The sequence below is a fragment of the Paenibacillus sp. FSL W7-1332 genome (genome assembly GCF_037969785.1).
Lineage (GTDB): Bacteria > Bacillota > Bacilli > Paenibacillales > Paenibacillaceae > Paenibacillus_AQ.
Genome location: NZ_CP150209.1, coordinates 3,194,592 through 3,215,700, shown reverse-complemented (window position 1 = coordinate 3,215,700; position 21,109 = coordinate 3,194,592). Strand labels below are relative to the sequence as shown.

18 protein-coding genes are annotated in these 21,109 nt (G+C 48.6%); all 18 read right to left on the bottom strand.

The window, feature by feature from the left end; translation table 11 throughout:
- Positions 1-47: 47 nt before the first annotated feature.
- The gene (locus tag MKX98_RS14380) at positions 48-587 is read right to left on the bottom strand and encodes a GrpB family protein (RefSeq protein WP_339223678.1); all 540 of its coding nucleotides are present in this window, start codon (positions 585-587) and stop codon (positions 48-50) included.
- 185 nt (positions 588-772) lie between these two features.
- The gene (locus MKX98_RS14375; protein ID WP_339223676.1) at positions 773-1,795 is read right to left on the bottom strand and encodes a 2,3-butanediol dehydrogenase; all 1,023 of its coding nucleotides are present in this window, start codon (positions 1,793-1,795) and stop codon (positions 773-775) included.
- Between the two features lie 20 nt (positions 1,796-1,815).
- Positions 1,816-2,235 carry a hypothetical protein gene (locus MKX98_RS14370; RefSeq protein ID WP_339223674.1) on the bottom strand — a complete coding sequence of 140 codons (420 nt, stop codon included), beginning with the start codon at positions 2,233-2,235 and terminating at the stop codon, positions 1,816-1,818.
- A gap of 404 nt (positions 2,236-2,639) precedes the next feature.
- Positions 2,640-3,482 (bottom strand): hypothetical protein, encoded by an 843-nt coding sequence (locus tag MKX98_RS14365; RefSeq protein WP_339223673.1) that lies wholly within the window; start codon positions 3,480-3,482, stop codon positions 2,640-2,642.
- A gap of 383 nt (positions 3,483-3,865) precedes the next feature.
- Entirely contained in the window at positions 3,866-4,990 is a 1,125-nt protein-coding gene (locus MKX98_RS14360) for an endospore germination permease (RefSeq protein WP_339223672.1), read from the bottom strand.
- A 17-nt stretch (positions 4,991-5,007) separates the two neighbouring features.
- The gene (locus MKX98_RS14355) at positions 5,008-5,247 is read right to left on the bottom strand and encodes a hypothetical protein (RefSeq protein ID WP_339223670.1); all 240 of its coding nucleotides are present in this window, start codon (positions 5,245-5,247) and stop codon (positions 5,008-5,010) included.
- Positions 5,248-5,256: 9 nt separating this feature from the next.
- Entirely contained in the window at positions 5,257-6,465 is a 1,209-nt protein-coding gene (locus MKX98_RS14350; protein ID WP_339224438.1) for a Ger(x)C family spore germination protein, read from the bottom strand.
- A gap of 35 nt (positions 6,466-6,500) precedes the next feature.
- Positions 6,501-8,096 carry a spore germination protein gene (locus MKX98_RS14345; RefSeq protein WP_339223668.1) on the bottom strand — a complete coding sequence of 532 codons (1,596 nt, stop codon included), beginning with the start codon at positions 8,094-8,096 and terminating at the stop codon, positions 6,501-6,503.
- A 279-nt stretch (positions 8,097-8,375) separates the two neighbouring features.
- On the bottom strand, positions 8,376-8,891 hold the full coding sequence (locus MKX98_RS14340; protein ID WP_339223666.1) for a DUF3189 family protein: 516 nt from the start codon (positions 8,889-8,891) through the stop codon (positions 8,376-8,378).
- 175 nt (positions 8,892-9,066) lie between these two features.
- Complete coding sequence (locus tag MKX98_RS14335) at positions 9,067-10,149, bottom strand: Gfo/Idh/MocA family oxidoreductase (RefSeq protein ID WP_127590332.1); 1,083 nt, start codon at positions 10,147-10,149, stop codon at positions 9,067-9,069.
- 320 nt (positions 10,150-10,469) lie between these two features.
- A complete protein-coding gene (locus tag MKX98_RS14330) occupies positions 10,470-11,447 on the bottom strand; it encodes a BadF/BadG/BcrA/BcrD ATPase family protein (protein WP_339223664.1) in 978 nt (325 codons plus the stop codon).
- Between the two features lie 35 nt (positions 11,448-11,482).
- A complete protein-coding gene (locus MKX98_RS14325) occupies positions 11,483-12,265 on the bottom strand; it encodes an SDR family oxidoreductase (protein WP_339223662.1) in 783 nt (260 codons plus the stop codon).
- Between the two features lie 187 nt (positions 12,266-12,452).
- Positions 12,453-13,190 carry a trehalose operon repressor gene (gene treR, locus MKX98_RS14320; RefSeq protein ID WP_339223659.1) on the bottom strand — a complete coding sequence of 246 codons (738 nt, stop codon included), beginning with the start codon at positions 13,188-13,190 and terminating at the stop codon, positions 12,453-12,455.
- Between the two features lie 63 nt (positions 13,191-13,253).
- Positions 13,254-15,284, bottom strand: a complete 2,031-nt coding sequence (treP, locus tag MKX98_RS14315; protein WP_339223657.1) for a PTS system trehalose-specific EIIBC component — start codon at positions 15,282-15,284, stop codon at positions 13,254-13,256.
- Between the two features lie 26 nt (positions 15,285-15,310).
- Positions 15,311-17,026, bottom strand: a complete 1,716-nt coding sequence (treC, locus tag MKX98_RS14310; protein WP_339223654.1) for an alpha,alpha-phosphotrehalase — start codon at positions 17,024-17,026, stop codon at positions 15,311-15,313.
- Between the two features lie 291 nt (positions 17,027-17,317).
- On the bottom strand, positions 17,318-18,799 hold the full coding sequence (locus tag MKX98_RS14305; RefSeq protein WP_339223652.1) for an S-layer homology domain-containing protein: 1,482 nt from the start codon (positions 18,797-18,799) through the stop codon (positions 17,318-17,320).
- 132 nt (positions 18,800-18,931) lie between these two features.
- Positions 18,932-19,627 carry a response regulator transcription factor gene (locus tag MKX98_RS14300; protein WP_339223650.1) on the bottom strand — a complete coding sequence of 232 codons (696 nt, stop codon included), beginning with the start codon at positions 19,625-19,627 and terminating at the stop codon, positions 18,932-18,934.
- Between the two features lie 3 nt (positions 19,628-19,630).
- The gene (locus tag MKX98_RS14295; protein WP_339223648.1) at positions 19,631-21,103 is read right to left on the bottom strand and encodes a HAMP domain-containing sensor histidine kinase; all 1,473 of its coding nucleotides are present in this window, start codon (positions 21,101-21,103) and stop codon (positions 19,631-19,633) included.
- Positions 21,104-21,109: the final 6 nt, after the last annotated feature.

Sequence of the window (21,109 nt, the reverse complement as noted above, 5' to 3'; positions counted from 1 at the left end):
ATGCGACCAGCGTATACCTTGATAGCGCTGTCGCGCTGTTTTTAATCTTAATCTTCCCACACATTCTGAAGCGGAAGCCCCAGCTCACTTCGGGCCGCATCCACAACCATCTGAATAAAAGCGGTTTTCTCCTTCGTATAGGCTTCCATGGAACTTGCGTTTAGGGCAGCCGCCCTTTTTACTGCGCCGTACTGCGTGACAAGCTCCGGATGACTACGCAAATAATCTCGCAGCAAAATTTCATTTCTCGTATGGAACAACGCATCATACATCATAAGGTGAACATTATGAGTCCACTTTCCTTCCGTACGCTTGGCAAATAAATATCTCCCCTGCATTCCGGTTGGAATATGCGTATAGCTAGCCGGATCAAACCTTGATTCATAATAGGCGACCGGCCGGAGCGGCGTCAAACCGACAAAGATGTCGATCACCGGCTTGGATGCCTGCCCGGGAATCGCGGTACTCCCCACATGCTCGATGGCTGCCGCTTCGGCACCAAGTCCCGAAAGCAGCGCTTCTTTTTCGGATTCAAAAGCTTCCGCCCAGCTTTGGGCATATTCTACAATGGTGATGGTATCCTCCATCACGCTCACCTCGCTTTGCTTTTATTAACCTAAGAGTGGTTTATGAAAATATGTAAGAATTAATTATATATAAAAAAATGCCTTTGATGAAGACTGAGTGGATAATAATTCCACCTCCCATTAAATTCGGCGTAAGGTACAGTATAGAAAAGCCCTACCATAGAGATCTTGGTAGGGCTGATTCATTAGGACAAGTGCATATCAACTAAAATTTTGCATTGTTTTCGATCATTGGTCAATGTTTCAAAGCCTTTCTCGACAATATCGCCGAGCGGTATGAGGCTTGTGATGACCTTGTTCCCATCAATGATACCTCCGGCGAGCAATCGAATCACCTCGGGGAACAGGTTTGCGTAAGCGTAAGAACCGGTAATTTTGGCTTCGGTCTTTACAAAGCTGTTCGGGCTAAAGGTGACCGGCTGTTCCCACAAACTCACAACTTTGAATTCCCCGCCTCTTCTCACCGCACTTACGCCGCTCAAGAATGTAGCCTGCACACCCGCCGCATCAAAGGCTACGTCCACTCCTCCGTCCGTCAGCTCCTTGATTCGTGCAACTGCATCGACTTCAACCGGGTTAAGTACGTGGGTTGCACCTAGCTCCAGCGCCTTCTCCCGGCGGTCATCGGATACTTCCACGACGATGATTTCGCTTGCTCCCGCCGCTTTCACCGCTTGCAGGAGCAAAAGACCGATCGGACCAGCCCCAAAGATGGCTGCCGTATCGCCAAGACGCAGCGTGCTTTGCCGTACCGCATGAACCGCTACGGCCGTAGGCTCGACGAGTGCTCCAAGCTTAACGTCCATTTCAGCTGGAAGCTTAAACGCATTCTCCTCTTTAACAACGGCGTAATCCGCGAACCCGCCAGAAATGGAATAACCGTAACCGCCGCTGTTCGAGCACAGATTCACCATCCCTCTTCGGCAATTGGAGCAATGGCCGCAAGCGATGAGTGGTTCAACGGCCACCTGATCACCGGGCTCCACAGTGGTTACGCCTTCTCCTACTTCAACGACCGTACCGGAGAATTCATGTCCGAGAACCGGCTGCGTGCGGATTGGAAATGTACCCGCTACATATTCATGCATGTCGCTTCCGCATATGCCTGCATAATCCACTTTGAGGAGTATCTTTCCCGCTTCAAGAGGAGGAATGGCCGTTTCTTCAACCCTGATGTCTTTAGTTCCGTATATTTTCGCTGCTCTCATGATGTTATCCCCTTTGCTGTTCACGATGAATGCAAACCGTTCAAGACAAGACGAATAATATGCTCAGCTGCCTGCGCGGCGTTGTCCTCCGCAGGGGGCAAATCGCCGAACACTGGCTCGAGGAACGGGTTCTGTCTGGAAAAGATAACGACCCCCATCACAAAATGGACGGCGTACACAATCGATTCGAACTGAAACACGCCTTGGCTCTTCCCTGCTTCCAGTATGGCTCTTAGATGTACCCAAGAAGGATAATAGGCATTCGAAAGCATCTTGAGCCGGGGACTTTGCATCATCATTTCCTGCTGCAGGATATGAATCAACTCTTCGTTATCGTAACGGTATGCAACAAAACCACGGATAAACGCTTCAAGCGCGTTGATTGGCTCCTCCAAGTTGAAGGACAGCTTCGCAAAATGTTCATTAAGCGGTTCGAACAAAGCATAGAGCAGCTTGTCCTTTCCTCCGAAATGGTAGGATACCAGCGCTAATGCAACGCCTGCTTCGTCGCAAATTTCCCTGACGCTGGTGCCTTCAAAACCTTTTCCGGCAAACAGCTTCTTCGCTGCCCCTAAAATTCTTCTGCTTTACGTCCTTTTCCTGATTCTGTACCTGTTCTTCGTTTACCATTCGATATCCATTACCTGTCTACATGTATTTGCTATTCCAATTATTCGTTAAGTTGATTCTTTGATTTGAACGTTCGTTTTGAACAATTGTTCAAGCAGCTGCGAATTCATTTTACTCCTCGTTTTTATTCATGTCAAATGTGTCTGCACCCTTGGATATCAAGAGCCGCGGTCTTCCCCCCAGCCATGATCCTCGCCTCCGTATGCAGTTCATACTATCTCGCTCTTCTAGTCTTTAACCATGGAGTGATTCGCCTGGTTCTTCCGATCATTTTAGGGAGCAGCATCAATGCGACGATACAAGAAATGATCAAATACACGGACTGGACTCCTTTCTCTTCCGACAACATCTGTTCCACACTCGTACCGATCAGCAGAACAGGATGTTTCGTATCGTCCCCCGGTAAGGGAAAGGCTTCCAACTGGCCTTTGTTAGCCCGGCCAATTACCGTCACCCAATCCCCGGGGGAGACGGCATAATAACCGTAAGCCGTACCCTTGGGACTTTCCATCAGCAGCGGTCGGGATGAATTTCCTTGGTAAATCAGGGAGACATGTTTCGGGTCAACCGTCGCAAAATTCAGCGGAAGCCAGTCCGTGTAAAACCTGAACCGTTCCGCCTGAACCGTTACTCCGTTAAGCTCTGAACTTCCCCATGATTGGTGGCTTCCGTTATCATCCAGCTTGTAATCGCAACCACCCTTGCCGCATTCCCAGCGGAACGGCTCTTTCTGGAGCAGAGCATAAAGATCCTGGAGCTTGCCTTCATCCGTATATGCCGCTTCTCCCCCAGCCTGACCTTCGAGACGTACATAGCCAGTCATTTCGGATGTCAAATGATGGACCGGCTGAGCTTTGTTTATAATGGTCGTGAGCCGGGCGGAATTCCAATACATTAGAAGCGATCCAAGCAGGATAATCCATCCGATCGCTTCCATAATCCGAAACCAGAACCGATCGAAGCGGGTGTCTTCGGATCGTTTACGTTGTTTTCTCGCTTTCTGCTTATATGTATGGATACCTGTACGACTGGGTTTATTTTTGCGTTGCTTGACCACGGGTTTTATCTCCTCCTCCCGTTAACGATGTCAGAGATGACAATTATCATATACGACTGCCAGGTACGCAGGGTTTCAGTCGGTTTCAGACAATGGATAGGATCAATACGGACCCTTCTACTCTTGTTCGCGACTGGATTGGCAACTATGTAGCGGAGCATCGAAGAACGGATGAAGAATTTGACATAAATCACAATCGCCGTTATTCCTTAATAATGTCAGAGTGACTTCATCTATTAGTGCGCAATAGATAAACTTCCCTTTCCTGCCGGCTCAACATAAAAAAACCGTCTACAAGTAGACGGATCGCACAAGCTAAGCTATTTCCATTTCAATAGCGATTTCTGTGGATTATCAATTAACCCACTTTGTCCTCCAACCGTTTAGGCGGATTTCGAGGACTTTTTGTTTTTTTTGGAACCAATTTTACGCAATCCGTGCATGCCGAACAACAAAAGCAGGAGTATAAATCCGATGGTAATCGTATACGGAATCCAGGTCTTAGTATCCCATACCAACTTGAATGGAACATTGGGATAGATGAAGACGGAAACCGCGGCCAGAATCCAACCGAGCGGAACGACCAGAGGCTGATAGTTTTTAATATTAAATATTTGGCTTACCCCAATCGCTATGGCATAGAAAAACAAGGAAATTCGATAAAATAAAGTGATAAACCACATCACGGCCATGACCGCCTCAATCCGCTGAAGAAAATTGCCGATATTGATTTTTTTTGCCAGCATATAACTTGGATAAAGGTTTCTTGCTGTTATGTCTGGACCCAGTACCAAGATCGTTAAGGCAATAATCGTAAACAACACCATCGCTCCGAATAAACTGCCGATATAAACGGCTTTGTATGTTTCTGACGGTCGGTTGACGGCCCCCGGGTAGATGATCATCAACACGACATTCGGCAGAAAAGTAATGCTAACGAAAGAGACGGCGGCTGGAAAGAAGGGGTTAATCCCCGATTCCAAAATCGGCATAGCATTCTCCCATTTAATCTCTGACAATAATAATAAACTCATGGATAGAAACAGAAGAAGAAACCATGGAAAGAGCATTTCCGCTGAACGAGCCAGCACCTCAAGGCCTAAACGCACCCCAAGCACAACCAGGGCCCCAAATAGGAAGATGATCGCCTGAATCGGAGTTTCCGGCAGCATCTGGATCGTCATGAAAATACCGATCTCATGTAACACCGTAGCCGGACCGCCTAGGAACAACGTAAGCAGGAAGAGAAGGTTTATCGTTTTGCCGATCCATTTTCCAAAAAGCTTCTCGGACAACTGCATTAAATTCGTTTCCGGATATTTTTTGAACAATTGCAGCTGCAGCGCCAGAATGATGAATCCGAGGCCGGTACCGACCAAGCAGGCAATCCAGGCATCTTGCTTAGCGATGGAAGCCATACTCGAAGGAACGATAAGAATAGCGCTTCCGATCGTATACAAGGCAGTTAATATGCTGACCTGACGCAGTGAAATTTTGACTACGGGCATCTTTCCCGCTCCTTTTCTTATTGGATCAAACCGATGGCAGTAAGCCAATCACTGAGCGGCTTGAATATGACCGTGATCATAGCCAAGGGAGTTGGGATATCTTTCATGACCGTTTGAGCCACGCTGATTCCCATGCCAATGATCATGAATACCGCGAACCCCCAGATTTCCCTGTATTCTTTTTCCCGGAGCATCCTCGGCAGCTCCAGCCAGGTTACGATCCCGGCTGAAGCCGCTATAATCGCGAAGTTGAGCATGAAATCGCCTCATTCCTTGATATCATTTAGAAATGAATCGTTGGTAGTTCCTGTACGCCGGATTTTATAATCCACCTGGATATGGGTCTCGAGATTCGGAAAATATCGGTCTTCCCACTCGTCCTTCATCCCTTTCCACGCCTTCGGGTGCGCACGGCGAAAAGCTTCCCCGAAGCCGAAGATGTCCACTTTATGCTCCGTTTGTACTTTAGCGATAACCGCCTCTAAGCTTTGGGTTAGTCTTTCTTCCATTTGGACTTCGAGGTCTCTTAAGGTATCAGGGTGAGACAGATCCAAGCCTCCGCACTCTACAGAGCCGATATTTCCCTCCATATTAATTCGGATATCCATTTGAGGACGGGATTGGACCATTCTTCCCTTCAGCTTCGTTTCGGACCTAAGCGTCTCCACAATAACCTTGCCATCGTTCCGGCGGCATGGTATGAAATCTACAGAGCTTTTCACGTGCCCCGTAATAAGTCGATACCCTCTGCTATCCTTCTCGTTTAACCACCCAATCTGCTTGTCCCTTTTGAAAACGGCAAGCCCCGAATATTTCAATTGGCTTGGCGTATTAATATTTTCTACATTCTTCTTCGTTTTTCCGATGTCCCGATTCCCAGTTATGATTAATCCTGTAAGCACGGGGTGTTTTCCAGTGCTGGTAATATCACTTATCAATTCATCCAGCGTTACGGCCATGCTGGGTGACCATACCTTCTCGGAGATTTGCAGCGATTCGTAAAGTTTATTTGCAGGGATGGTTTCCAGGGACGTCATGATTTTCAACGTTTCCTCCGCAGTTGCTCCTTTGGTCACAACCAAGTAGAAATCGGGTCTAAATTCATGATCCCTGGATAGCAAGTCCAGAACTTTGGCAATCCCTTCCTTTGCCATTGCCTCATCCATAAGAAACATCCGTAAATGGGAAAAATAAATTTTCCGCGGACTGATCTGTGTCATCCTCCGCGAGGCTTCAAAAATAGTGTCCCCTTCTGCCGTATACAATGTAGCAGGCGCTTGGGGACCTCCACTTCTTTTGGCGGTGAGCTGCCCGGGATTGGCAACCTGGACAGTTAAACGATAGCGGCCTTCCACCCAGTCCACCCCAGCGGCTACCGCTATGGCCAGATCGTTCAATTCCCTGCGACTCCAGCAACCGCTCAGAAGAAGCATGATGACAATATGCAGGAGAATCAACGCCGTGATCCGTTTCATCCATTTCACTCACTTTCCCGCTGGTCTGCAATAATCTATTCCCGCGATTTTTGGGGTGGTGTGCTTTTTCTGCGCTTTTGGTTGTTCTGATTCATCAGTCGGGGGCGACTCAGCAGCATCCAATGCGGGAGCCGCAATATCGAATCTTTTTGCCCCTCCGGAATTAACGGCGCGAAAGGTGACATGTACGGAACGCCGAACGAGCGTAGGCTGCACAAATGGAGAATTAGGGCGATGATCCCCACTAAGATGCCGAACAGGCCAAAGGATCCGGCAAGAGCCATTAACGGAAACCGGAGCATCCGAAAAGCAATGGACATATTAAAGGATGGAACGACGAAGCTTGAAATTGCCGTGATCGCAACCACGATGACCATGGCGGGCGAAATGATCCCCGCTTCAACGGCGGCTTGCCCAATCACCAATGTGCCTACGATGGAAATCGCCGATCCGATATTTTTGGGCAGCCGCACGCCTGCCTCCCGAAGGATCTCGAAGGTAACCTCCATAAGGACCGCCTCGACAAAGGCAGGAAACGGGATCTGCTCACGCTGCCCAGCCAGTCCGAACAGGAGCCTTGTCGGCAGCATTTCGTGATGAAAGGTGGTTATGGCAACATAGAGGGAAGGTCCAAGCAAAGAAATAAATATGCTCAGGTAGCGCAGCAAGCGCAGGAAAGAGCTGATATCCGCGCGCTGATAGTAATCCTCCGCAGCATGCAAGAAAGAGACAAAGAGAGCCGGAACAATCAGAACAAACGGAGTCCCGTCCACGATAATCGCAATTTTTCCTTCCAGCAGCTCGGACGCAACCACATCCGGACGTTCGGTATTATAAACGGTAGGAATAGGAGTTAACGTCTTATCCTGGATCAACTCCTCGATATAGCCGCTCTCCAAGATGCTGTCCACATCGATTCGTCCAAGCCGGGCCCGGACTTCCCCGACAATTTTTTCGTTTGCAATGCCATTAATGTACATCATGGCGACATCCGTCTGCGTCACTCGACCGATCTGTTGCGTTTCCATCCACAGTTGAGGATCCTTGATTTTCCGGCGAATCAAGGCTGTATTCGTACGCAGCGACTCCGAAAAGGACTCGCGCGGGCCGCGGACGACATTCTCCGCCGATGTTTCCATGACCCCGCGGTCCTTCCAACCGCGTGTACCTGCCGCGATGCCTCGATTCAATCCATCTACCAGAAAAATGGTGTCTCCCGACAATAAGGAATGGAACAACTTTTTATAATCGGTAATAGACTGAATCTCATTATTGACGAGGGAAATTTGTTCTAATATCTTTTGCCCGTCGAATGGTTTCGAATGTTCCGAATCTTCCCTGACCCGGGATTTCGCAATATCTGCTACTACCATCATGATGGATTCCGAGATGATCTTTTGATCCGCCAAACCGTCCGTATAAACGATAGCGATATAGTGTATCTCCTCTTCATCCAGCGGAATTTCCCTGATCACGATATCGGTGCTGTTGCCAAGGGCTGCTCTGATATGGTTTAGATTGCTTTGTATATCCGGGCTTAAGGCATCGGGATCTGTAATCGATGTGTTAGCCGGTAGGGTATCTTTGATGCGGTTATTGACGGGATGGCCGGTTCTTCTTCGATACCGCATGGGAACATCCTCCCTCTCTCAGATGCTATTCCCCCATTATTACCGAAGAAAACCAGCTGTAAACTGTCTGATGCACATTGCTGTGTACCAAGCAGGCCAAGGGAAATTTCGATAACATCCACTCTCACAGGATGACGCGGCTGAACGAAAATTGAGTGATTTTGTATCATACGATTCAGCTCTATAACAGAAACACTGAGGCATATTTGGGCAAATAAAAAAGAAGATACACCTGTGGAATCCCGGATTATCTTCTCAGTCAGTGCGGATATCAAATAGCTATGCGGAGAAATTTTTGTTCTCCATAACGATTACAGACTCTGTTCCAGACCTCGCGGCTGCAGTTTGTTTGGTATGTAGAACCAGTTCACGGATGTTGCTGCAGCACTGCTTCGCCCCTGCGATTAATAATGGATCGCCTATAAAACTCAATTTTAATCTTTTAGTTAAAAATCCCCCAATCGTCATGACCAATGGAACGGTAGGCGAAGTATTGGAATATACAATCGGCTCTGAGTTCTGATATTTGTCTTGAAGGATAAGGCTCAAATTTTTTAGAGCTGGAATGACAACTTTGGATGAGCCCCTTCCAAGTGTGTATACCGGATTCCCGTTCTCATCCAGCCCGTGGAAAACGAGTTTGCCCATGTCGGAAGTATTGAGTTTATTGAAACAGTCAACCGCCAGAATCTCGTCTGTAGTAAGCTGCCGATGCGTGGGTAATTTATTTAGATGATACGCGGCTGCCAGCGAGGTTGTATGGGTTCCACCGTAATCATTATAAATAAATATCATTTCATATGACCCTGCCTTCATGATGTAATGAGCTTATTATGCCTCATTAATCTATACTATATCCCATTCCTCCCCATCACCTATCCACAGTTTTGCTAGATTCAATATGATCGACATAAAAAAAGCCCTGAACATCAGGGCTTTTGCATGATTAAATCATCATATAAATCTAAACTTAGTCCAGGTAAACGGCTTTGCCGAGTTTTGCGGATTCGTAGAGAGCTTCCAAAATTCGAGATACGACATAAGCTTGTTCCGGGGTTACGACAGGATCCTTATCCTGATCGATCGCCTCGATCCATCTTCTCATCTCAACATCCGGAGCCTGCTCCTTCTTCCCGTCATAGAACGCCACTCCGCCGGAATTCAATTCGATCTCGTTGGTGTACAGACGACTGAATTTCTCGCCGTTGATGCGAAGACCGTTCTTCATGTCGGCTCCGCCTTCCGAACCGCTCAGCGTACATTTAGCTTCATCAATATCCAGCGTATTGAGCGCCCAGCTGGATTCCAGCATGATGGTCGCGCCATTCTCCATTACAATCATACCGAATGCGGAATCCTCAACGGTGAATTTTTCCGGATCCCATGGCCCCCAAGCATTTGCCGCGTTCTCCTTGCGAGACAATTCATGGTAAGTGGTACCGAGGACGATCTTCGGTTTGTAATTATCCATCATCCAGAGGGTCAAATCGAGAGCATGCGTACCGATATCGATAAGCGGCCCGCCGCCTTGTTTTTCCTCATCCAAAAACACGCCCCAAGTTGGAACCGCTCTTCTCCGTACGGCATGAGCCTTGGCAAAATAAATATTTCCGAGCTCACCGGCTTCGCATACTTGTTTCAGGTAAAGACTGTCTTCACGGAATCGGTTATTGTACCCGATCGTCAATTTCTTGCCTGTGCGCTCTGCGGTTTCCATCATCCGCTTGGCATCCGCAGCCGTTTTTGCCATCGGTTTCTCGCACATTACATGCTTACCTGCTTCAAGGGACGCAATGGAAATTTCGGCATGCGAGTCATTAGGCGTCAGAACATGAATGATATCGATGCTTTGATCCTGCAGCAGCTCTTTATAGTCGCTATACACTTTAGCTTCCTCAATCCCGTACTTGCTAGCAGCAGCTTCTGCCCGATCAAGGACGATATCACAGAATGCCACAAGCTCCACGTTGTTCAATCTGCTTAAGCTCGGCAGATGCTTCCCGTTTGCGATACCGCCACAGCCGATAATTCCAATTCGATACACCTTAGACATGAATCATCACCATCACTTTTCATTAATTTTTAATCACTTCAAATATAAAGTCCTGCCTATCCATAACGCCTTAAAGAGCAGGCGGGCTTTTATGTATGTAATTCTGCCACAACATCTCTTCGGTCTCCGGATATGAACTTAGCTGCCATGACATCCACATATAAGGTATCACATCTCACTCGTTTTTTTAGTCCAACTATGCGACAAATCATATATAAAATTACGACATCCTTATGAGAAGAACATCATTAGGCAAATGGGGCTCTTACTACATATGATCCTCAGTTTACATAATATAAATTATGAAGAAAAAATGAATTCTACCATGTAGCATGAGGGTGCCTGCGCATGGATTCAACCCTATGGGAATCCACCTGCAGACCCAAACTGCGAAATGCCATAAGCACGGCGCCGGCAGCCGCCGATAATTGAGGGTTCTGAAATTCATATTGCTTGTTGATGCCAGATTGCAAGCTGTTTATCAGCTTAGATTTCATATAAGCGCAGTTTACGACACTCCCGATGCCGGTTACCGATACATGATCCGACTTAAAAAATGAACCTATAATCTCAACACCTACCATGATTTGTTTCATGCCTTCATCGCATACGCTCCGAGCTAATGGGCTTCCAGCTTCAGCTGCTGTCGTGATAAGTGGAGCCATCTCCCCGAACTTCTTGTCCCGCTCTTGTTGATCTTCTATAAAGCCCGATAACGCCAACATTCGAAGCTGGTCCCTATTTTCGACTCCCCAATAGGTTTGGATTTGACGGACCAACGATTCATCGGATGGATGAATATTCCCGGCCAACATCTGATACACAGCATCATAAGATAGAAATCTCGCTGCGCTGGCGGCGTAATGGTGAAAATCCACATTTTTGATAGGAATCTCTCGTTCGGTTATTCCCAGAATCATGGATCCCGTCCCCGACACAACAACGATTCCTGGATTCCCCATGAATGCACCTGTGTGCGCGACAACAGAATCGTTCACGTACCATTTCGGGCAACCGAGTCCTTCGATCGCGGTTAAACGAGTTACCCACTCCATGTCTTGATCCGACTCGTAACCCGCTATTCCCGCATACAGACCCTTGACTTGATCCAATCTGCAGCCTGCCATGGTAAGTGCCATGCGTATGGTTTGCTGAACATTCTTATGTGCATTCCTGTCTTTATGGATCGAGGAGGCTCCACCAACGGCATAGGAGAGAATATTTCCATACAAATCGCTGACCATGACGCGTGTTTGCGATCCACCTCCATCGATTCCGATCACGACCTCATGCTTCACATCCAAGACCTCCCGCGTTCTTAATTGCTAACGGCTTACAAAGACGGAGCTGAACCCCCGTCAATATTGATGGAAGTGCCTGTAACATAGGAAGCAGCATCGGATGCCATAAATACGATAACTTTTGCCGCTTCTTCCGTGTTTCCAATACGTCCGAGCGGAATGTTATGGCGCGGGTCCCAGGCATACTGTTCCCAAGCGAGTTCCGGTGATTCACGTTTCCAACGCGCTTCAAGCTGTGCACTGCGTATCGTTCCGATGCATACGGTGTTTACCCGGATCTGGTCTTTCGCCAAATCGTGACTCATGGCCTTGGTCATGGCTTGCCCTGCCGCGCGGCTGACGCTGCTTGGCATGGATGAGGCCGGCGGCGTTTTGGCCCAGGAGGTCGTGACATTAATAATCGCACCCCCGCCGGACTCTCTCATATGAGGGACAGCTGCACGGGCAAATCGAATCGCGCCAAACAGCTTGAGATCCAGATCCGATGCCCATTGTTCGTCGTCGATCAGCTCAAATGGCCTGGCAGCGGCGGTTCCGGCGTTGTTCACCAGAATATCAAGCTGTCCATAATGCTGCACGGTATCGTTCACCGCTTGTATGCAATCCTCAGGTTTCGTAACATCCGCTGCGATGGTTAGCGTTTCGATATCCGCTGTTTGTCGGATATGGGCTGCCGCAGCTTTTAACTGCGCCTCATCCCGTGCACAAATCGCAACCTTGGCCCCTTCCAACGCAAAAGTAACCGCGGTTTCAAGGCCTATCCCTCTGCTTCCTCCGGTGATTAACACGACTTTTCCTGTCAGTCCCAAGTCCATGTTCTATCGACTCCTTTACCTTGATTATTGGACAATCCCTACTAGATAGCTTCAACATCAAGAAGGAAATTCCCTCTTTCATTCCATCTATTCTCCGGCACATCGCCCCGTTAACCAAATCCCCGGTAAGCCTGTGTCAAGACAACATAAAAAAGCCGCGATGAAATTCGCGGCTGCATAATCACTTCTATTGCTCTCCAAAATCATGATTGGTTTCTCTTCTTGCAAAATCAACGAACTGAAATTTATCCAATCGATGCCTCGATTCCGTATACTGGAAGAGCGTGGTATCTTCCAGATGAACGTAGCCCCGGACTACGACGACATGAGTATCGTTTCCAAGATCCATATAGGACTGGTCCATCGTAGTAACTCGTTCAACGGAGATCATTTTTTTCGAGTAGCTGATTTTCAGATGGAGCTCCTGCTCCAGGTATTGATAGATAGAATCGCCGGTAATATCTCTCGTTAGACCCGTTACGATGTCGGCAAGCAAATAATCGATATCAAGAATGATGCGCTCACCTTCGATTTCCCTGGCACGGATGACCCTCCATACAAGCCGATCCGGACGAATTTGAAGCTCCCTTGCAATTCCGTCTCCGGCCGGAACACATTCCGTCTCATATACAATCGTTCGGCTCTTTCGGCCTAGCCGTTCCGCTAGCTCTTTATAACTGACGAGCCCCGTTACCGGGAAGTTCATTCTGCCTGTATCCAGCACAAAAGAACCTTTGCCTTTTACCTTGTGAATATAACCGTTTTGTGCCAGCAAATTGAGTCCCTTGCGTACCGTTTCCCTAGTGATTTGATAGGTTGCCGCAAGCTCGTTTTCCGAGGGCAGCTTGCTGCCGGGCTGCAGAGTGCCGGTTTCGATTTTGTCGGCATAATCTTTGTATAGCGTCCAATAAATGTTGTTCGTCATCCTTTATCACCATCAGTTATTGTACCATTTTCCAGCGGCTATTACATGCTGCATCGGCAACTGTCAGCTTCCATTACCGAGAGTCACCTGAAGCACTCGCTTTTCGCCTAGAAACGCTTCGCCTTCAAACTCCGTAACCTCCTGAATATGTTCCTGCCCATCTGGAATAATGACCGGCGTAATGACGGGTAAACCGGCTTCCTGAATCCGATCCATATCGAATTCAAGCAGCAGCTGCCCTTTGCTTATCTCCGCACCTGTTTCCACGTGAGCCGTGAATCCTTCTCCCTTCAAGGAGACCGTGTTGATACCGACGTGAATCAGGATCTGAACTCCGTTCGTATCCGTCAAAATAATGGCATGTTTGCTCTTCTTAATCAGATGCGCGACTTGTCCGTCAAATGGAGCATACACTTTTCCTTCGGACGGGAGGATGGCAATGCCCTGTCCCATCTGTTTATCCGCGAAGGCAGGATCCGGCACCTCAGACAGGGGAACCACTTTCCCTTTGATCGGTGCCATGATATCGACCACGTCATGTTGAGCCGCTTCCATAGTTGGACTATTCGCCGATTCTGACGAGTCGAATGACTCGGATTGAAAACTGCCGTTCAATGCTGCTGGAACAGCTTGTTCTGCTGCATTCGAGCCAGCAGGATTCCCTTCCGTTGTACGTCGAGACTGCTTGGACAACTGGTAACGCCCGAACAGCAATGTCCCTGTGAACGGAATGACCAATACAATCGCCATGCCGAGCAAGAAGACGCCCCACTGGTTAGGGAATATCGATAGGAATCCCGGAATCCCGCCCACGCCGATCGATGAAGCCAGAACGTTGTTCACAGCCAGCAGCACACCGGCTATTCCGGATCCGATCATGCCGAAAATAAACGGATATTTATGACGAACGTTGACCCCGAAGATGGCCGGCTCTGTGACCCCCAAGAAAGCGGAGATGGAAGAGGTAACGGCAAGTCCTTTCGCCTTCTGTTCCTTCATGATAAACATCATGGCCAGCGCTGCGGCACCTTGCGCAATATTAGACAATGCCAGCATCGGCCACAAGAACGTTCCGCCTTCACTGCCGATGAGCTGAATGTCCACTGCAAGGAAGGTATGATGCATCCCCGTGATGACAAGGAGCGCGTACAGTCCGCCGTAGATCAGGCCGCCCAGAGCGGCAAAGGAATCAAAAATGCTGACAAGACCTGAAGTGAGGACGTTGCCGATGGCAAACGTGATCGGTCCCACCAGAACAAACGCGAGGAACCCGGTCACCAACAGGGCCACGGGGGCCACAACAAGCAGCTTAATGGAGTCATGGACGCGTTTGTTCAGGAACTTCTCGATTTTGGCCAAAATATAAGCCGAGACTAGAACCGGCAGCACTTGACCTTGATAACCGATCTTCTCCACTTCAAAGCCGAACAGGTTCCAGACGGGAACAGTACCCTCCAGCTTGGCATCGGCATACTGGTAAGCGCTAAGCAGATCCGGATTTACCAAGATCAGACCCAGTACAATCCCGAGCAGCGGGTTGCCTCCGAACTGTCTTACCGCCGACCATCCGATCAGAACGGGAAGGAAAGTAAAGGCAGTGCTTGCAATCAGATTAATAATCGAGGCTACGTCCGCCCACTCGGGATGGACCTGAATCAACGATTGTCCTTCATAGAAGATACCCGGTCCCGTAAGCAGATTGTTGATACCAAGCAGCAAACCTGCCATGACGATGGCCGGCAGAATCGGAATGAATATATCCGCAAGCGTCTTGATCGCCCGCTGCAGCGGATTTTGCTTCTTGCTCGCAATGTTCTTCACTTCATCCTTCGAAACTCTCGCTCCGCCGGTGATATCCATCATTTCATCGTAAACCTGGTCGACAAGACCCGGTCCGATCACGACCTGAAACTGTCCCTGGGACGAGAACTGCCCCTTCACCAGATCGTTCGCTTCAAGGGCTTGGGAGTCCACCTTGCTGTCGTCCACAAGGGCAAATCTTAATCGGGTTACGCAATGCGTAGCGGCTTCGATATTGTCTTTTCCGCCGACTGCCTCGACAATGCGCTCCACGTTTTTGCGATCAATGGCCATAGCTCTACGCTCCTGACATTATGAATTTAGTTGTTATGAATAAGCCACATATAGGATGCATACGGTCGAAGTTCAACGGTTGGAGTAAGGGCCTGTTCTTCCGTTGTGTTGCCAATTAACAGTTGAACCGATCGACTTTCGGTCAGCTTGTCTATCAACGTCTTCGGAATCTCGAACGAAACGTCGCGGTCGCTGAAATTGGAAATGACAACAAGCGTCTGCTCCTTGTTCGTTCTGGCATACGCATAAATTTCGGGATGACCTTCATCCAGGCGAACATATTCACCGTCCGTAATAACCGGAAGGTTCTTTCGCAATTCAATCAGCTTCCGGTAATGATGATAGATCGATTGCGGATTCTCCACTTCGGATTGCGCATTGATCAGCGGATACCGCTCATCGATCTTGATCCAAGGCGTCCCCGTCGTAAATCCGGCTTGGTCACCGTCATTCCACAGCATAGGCAATCTGGAGTTGTCGCGCGAGCGCACTTTGACGATGTGGGCAGCCTCCTCCGGAGTTTTACCCTGCTCCTGGAGAATGGTGTACATGTTTAATGATTCAATATCCCGAAACTCGGAGATATCATTCCATTTCGGATCGGGCATGCCGATTTCTTCGCCTTGATACACATATGGGGTGCCTTGTAACCCGTGAAGCGTTGTGGCCAGCATCTTTGCACTTTCCGTGCGGTATTTGCCATCATTGGTGAACCGGGTCAGCGCTCGCGGCTGATCATGGTTGTTCCAGAAGAGGGCATTCCAGCCCCCGCCCTTCTGCATGCCGATTTGCCAATCGGAGAGCACTCTTTTCAGCTCCTCAAAATCATAAGGCTTGAGCTCCCATTTTTGCCCGTTGGGATAGTCTACCTTCAAGTGGTGGAAGTTGAACGTCATGGAGAATTCATTCTCCTCCGGGTTCGAGTATCGAATGCAATGCTCCAAGGTTGTGGAGGACATCTCTCCCACCGTGACGAGATTGTAAGGCGTAAACACTTTTTCGTTCAATTCCTTAATGTATTCGTGCACTCGGGGGCCGTCCGTATAAAACCTGCGTCCGTCGCCCGGCGCCACCGAACCGTCGTCATCGGGAAAACTGGGATCCTTCGATATGAGATTAATGACATCCATCCGGAATCCGCTGACTCCCTTTTCCGCCCAATAGGTGAGGATATCCACAACCTCCGCACGGACCTTCTCGTTCTCCCAGTTCAAGTCTGCCTGCGTTTTGTCAAACAATGTCAAGTAATATTGCCCTGATCCCTCGTCATACTGCCAAGCTGGCCCTCCGAACTTGGATTGCCAGTTATTCGGCGGGCCGCCGTCTTCTGCCGGATCCCGCCAGATGTAATAGTCGCGATACGGGTTATCGCGTGAGGAAACCGCTTCTTTAAACCATCGATGCTCGGTCGATGAATGATTCACGACGATGTCGATCATCAGATGCATGTCTCGCTTTTTTAATTCGGCCACAAGCTTATCGAAATCGTCCATCGTCCCGTATGCAGGATCTATGCTGCAATAATCCGCTACGTCGTAACCGTTATCATTTTGCGGAGAAACATACACCGGCTGGAGCCACACAATGTCGATGCCAAGTCCTTTTATATAATCCAGCTTCTCCATGAGCCCGCGTATATCGCCGGTACCTAGGCCGGTCGTATCGTTGAAGCTCTTCGGATATACTTGATAAACCGTCGAAGTTCTCCACCAATCTTGAGACTGGGTTTCTGGGTTCAACATGAAACTTCGTCCTCCTCGTCATCTTGTATATACAGGTTGCATATAGGGAAATCATATACATGTATATACAGGTTGTCAACCGTTTAACATTTAATACCCACTTCCCGGACGTTTCGACTACAGAATTAACAATTTAATTGGAATTTTTTTCTGATTTTGTGGAATGAATTGCTAACCCCGAATGTCCCAAATGATAAAATGGTTTCTATCAAATGCAATAAACCCCATATGAAAAGAAAGAGCTCTTGAGCTCATCCTTATCATATGGGGTATTCATGTTCCCACAGTTTATTAATTCACGGTCAGAACCGCCGTTGTTTCGCCTGCCCATTTGCCGACCGGTTTAATCGTATAGGTCGTTCCTGGCTTCAGTTTGCCCTCCTGATTAAGATCGAACACGCCTACTGCACCTTTGCGGCTTGAATATTTATAGGTTGCCATAAGCTTGCCGCCCTCTGTGTCAATCAATTCGATGCTCCGACCGGAGAACAGCTCATCTCCAGGGTCCTCGGATAATTTAATGGAAACGGAGCTGTCACCGATCGCCTCGGCTCCGATGATATCCAGCGGTTCGAAACTCTCCGCAACGAAAGTCGGGTTCGCAATCTGTGCCCAATCCGAGGTAACGGTATAGGTAACACCCGGCGTCAGCGTCTGGCCTTCAGGCAAACGGAATTTCGGTTCTTGTTTGCCATCCGTGGACTGGGTGAAGGGTACGTATTTGGCCACGATAGGTTGTCCGCCTGCAGGCGTAATCATGACTTCTCTGCCCTGCCCAGACGAGATGATCTGATAGACTTTTCCATCCGCGCTGTTGTTCTCATCCAATACGAATGCATTGGCTCCGCGGCCCCCGCTATAAGCGGAAATAACATAACCGTAGTCAACGACGCCGTTCGCTTTGAGTGCCTCCAACTCAAACGTATCCTGAGCCACTTGTCTAACCTCTGTCATGTCCAACTTCGTGCTATTACCTGTATATGCACCTGCTGTTTTCCCTTTATAGGTAAGCGTATACGATGTACCCGGTTTTTGAACGGAGGTTGGGACGATGTAAGTGGATATGGAGCCCGTCTTTAAACGCGGCATGTTGGTGAGTTCTAGTCCATTGTCAAATTTAAAATCTTCTTTGGCTTTGGCAAACGCCTCATTGTCTGTGGTCAATGGAGCATCAAAAGTGACGATCAGGGTTATCGCATTCAGTGCGCGGACACTGGTGATTTTGGCTTTTTCTGACGGAATCGCCTCATGGGCATTGCTGATCAAGTAGGCAGCTTGACCACGAGTGGTTTGGCCTTCCTCGGAATAAAAACGCTTTGCCCAGTAATCCACGGACTTGGCATCGCGTTTCAAAGCCTTAGACACCATTTGTACCAGCTCGGCGTGGGCAACGGTTCCTCGCGGGTCAAAACGGCCGTCAGGTGCCTGCATAATATCTTGCGCCACCAGCTCAGATGCGTACCGCTCATACCACGCGTTTGGATTCACATCCGTGAAGCTTGGCTCTGTCTCCCCTTTGCCTTCAAGACCAAACGCAAGTACAAGCATTTTCGCCAGCTCTGCCCGCGTAATCGGACTGGTTATCCCCATCGAGCCATCCTGGTAACCCTGCATCACGCGAAGCTGGGACAATACTTGAGTGGCTTTCTCTATATCTTGGACAGCCAGCGGAGCTCCCGCAGCCTCGACTTGCAGAACATGCAACGGCAGCGAAGCCGTTCCCAGAGCAGCTGCCACTATCATGGCCGCCAGTTTATTAGAATATGTATTCATTGGTAAACCCTCCCTGAATCGTTGAAATATGAGCCTTGATTGTCATATCTCCATGATAGAGGAGAGTCCTAAACTCCCAAGAAAGCCGGGATTAAGCGTTTCGAAAACTTTTATTAACAATTTCTAAATTATTTAAACCGAAAAGCGGTAGCCAGCCCCCCAGACCGTTTCAATGTACTGCGGATTGGATGGATCCAGCTCCATCTTTTCGCGCAGCTTACGGACATGGACGGTTACGGTTGCAATATCCCCGCTGGAATCCATGCCCCATATCCGTTCAAACAGTTCCGTTTTGTTAAACACCCGGTTCGGATGACTAGCCAGAAATTCCAGCAAGTTAAACTCCCTGGTTGTGAACGCGACCTCCTGATTGCGTACGAACACCCTTCGCGCCGATTTATCGATAACCAAACCGCGAATATGAATTTCTGAGCTTGGACTTGGGCTTTGCTTGCCCATAAGCCTCACATATCTCATCAAATGGGCTTTGGCTCTTGCGACTAATTCACTCGGGCTGAACGGCTTGGTAATGTAATCGTCGGCACCGAGATTGAAGGCACGGATTTTATCGATCTCTTCATTCTTGGCGGATACGATCAGAATCGGTACCTCCTTGTTCTTCCTGATGCGGCTGCATAATTCAAAGCCGTTCATACCGGGCAGCTGAAGGTCCACAATGATAAGGCTGTAGTCCTCATGAAGGGCAAGCTTCATACCCTCATTGCCTGTATGGCATAGATCAACCATAAATCCGTTCAACTCGAAATAATCCCGCTCCAACTGAGCGATGGTTGTCTCGTCTTCAATGATAAGAATACGTGCCGTCATGGATTAAAGTGCCTCCTTCATATTCGCTCGTTTGAGAGTAAAGTTCAGGCTGGTGCCGACGCCCAGTTCGCTCTCCGCCCAGATGGTACCCCCGTGTCCCTCGATGATCTGGCTGGCAATGGCAAGCCCCAGGCCGCTGCCGCCTGTTGCAGAATTGCGGGATGGCTCCGCACGATAAAATCTTTCGAATATATGAGGAATCGCTTCCGGATCGATACCCATGCCATTATCCCGTATTTCTACCGTTACCCATTCCGGAGACAGCCGGATCGAGACGCCTATGTTTTTTTGCTTCTTGTCCATGAAGTTCTGGGCATTTCCAATGATGTTGAGCACGGTTCGCTTTAATTTTTCCAGGTCGGCAATGACCTCGACAGGATCACCGGGGCGTTCCTTCCACTCCAGCAAAATGTCCTTCTCCTCCAACACGTAGCGTTGCTCATCGATACAATCGTCTATAAAACCGATGATATCGACATGCTCATACATGAACGGAACCTGCTTTAAATCTAGCTTGGAATAGAGAAACAACTCATCCACAAGTCTATCCAGATCAATGGTTTTCGTGTAAATGATGTTCACGTATTTATCCATTTTCTCCGGCGTATCCGCAACACCGTCGCGTATGCCCTCGATATACCCTTTAATATTCGTTATGGGAGTGCGCAAGTCATGAGAGATATTGGAGATCAGTTCTTTCCGATTCTCTTCATCCTGAAGCCGCAGTTGAATCGATTCATGCAGACGCTTCCGCATATTCTCAAACGTCTCATTTAACTGACCGATTTCGTCCTTGGAATGCAAATCCAGAGAAAACTGGAGATTTCCCTCCTTAATGTGTTCCGCCGAATGTCGGAGCAAATCAAGCGGTTTGACCACGCTGCGAGTGATCCAACGATATAACAATACGTTCGCAACAACAACGATGCCTACGAGACTCAAGACAAGTATGGGCAGCAGCTTGCGAGTGACTTCGCCGAATGGACTTCGCTCGCGAATCACGTACACGCTCCCTTTGGCCCCGTCCGAATACCGGAAATCATATTTGGCATATGCATAGAACCGTTCACCGATGTTAAGGGTATTGCGGATCTGATTGTTGTTCAGGTCATATGGAGGCAGATTCGCTTCCAGTTCAGGCTGGTTCATCGTGTTGGACTCAAAGACCTGGTCGTTTTCTCTGCGGACGTACAGTCCTGCTCGTACGGTTCTCAGCTTAAAATCGTATTCCGTCAGAAGCTCTTTGTTCTGCAGCTCATCCGGCTCGTTCTTGGAAAGATATTTTAATTCGAGGAAAATAGACTCCTCTTGTTCCGTGAGAGGGTTAATCTGGTAGTGCACTTTATAAAAATCCCGAATACCGTGAACATCGCCGGTAGCCGCAATGGTAAACAAACTGGCAGTCAAGACAAAGACCAGCAGGCTAATGACCAGCATCCCGGTATAGGACAGCAGCAACTTAATCCGAATGGACATAAAATT

Coding starts and splice junctions, on each gene's coding strand:
- MKX98_RS14380 (WP_339223678.1), bottom strand. CDS start 587: ATGGAGGATACCATCACCATTGTAGAATATGCCCAAAGCTGGGCGGAA.
- MKX98_RS14375 (WP_339223676.1), bottom strand. CDS start 1,795: ATGAGAGCAGCGAAAATATACGGAACTAAAGACATCAGGGTTGAAGAA.
- MKX98_RS14360 (WP_339223672.1), bottom strand. CDS start 4,990: ATGCCCGTAGTCAAAATTTCACTGCGTCAGGTCAGCATATTAACTGCC.
- MKX98_RS14355 (WP_339223670.1), bottom strand. CDS start 5,247: ATGCTCAACTTCGCGATTATAGCGGCTTCAGCCGGGATCGTAACCTGG.
- MKX98_RS14350 (WP_339224438.1), bottom strand. CDS start 6,465: ATGAAACGGATCACGGCGTTGATTCTCCTGCATATTGTCATCATGCTT.
- MKX98_RS14345 (WP_339223668.1), bottom strand. CDS start 8,096: ATGCGGTATCGAAGAAGAACCGGCCATCCCGTCAATAACCGCATCAAA.
- MKX98_RS14340 (WP_339223666.1), bottom strand. CDS start 8,891: ATGATATTTATTTATAATGATTACGGTGGAACCCATACAACCTCGCTG.
- MKX98_RS14335 (WP_127590332.1), bottom strand. CDS start 10,149: ATGTCTAAGGTGTATCGAATTGGAATTATCGGCTGTGGCGGTATCGCA.
- MKX98_RS14325 (WP_339223662.1), bottom strand. CDS start 12,265: ATGGACTTGGGACTGACAGGAAAAGTCGTGTTAATCACCGGAGGAAGC.
- treR (WP_339223659.1), bottom strand. CDS start 13,190: ATGACGAACAACATTTATTGGACGCTATACAAAGATTATGCCGACAAA.
- treP (WP_339223657.1), bottom strand. CDS start 15,284: ATGGCCATTGATCGCAAAAACGTGGAGCGCATTGTCGAGGCAGTCGGC.
- treC (WP_339223654.1), bottom strand. CDS start 17,026: ATGTTGAACCCAGAAACCCAGTCTCAAGATTGGTGGAGAACTTCGACG.
- MKX98_RS14305 (WP_339223652.1), bottom strand. CDS start 18,799: ATGAATACATATTCTAATAAACTGGCGGCCATGATAGTGGCAGCTGCT.
- MKX98_RS14300 (WP_339223650.1), bottom strand. CDS start 19,627: ATGACGGCACGTATTCTTATCATTGAAGACGAGACAACCATCGCTCAG.
- MKX98_RS14295 (WP_339223648.1), bottom strand. CDS start 21,103: ATGTCCATTCGGATTAAGTTGCTGCTGTCCTATACCGGGATGCTGGTC.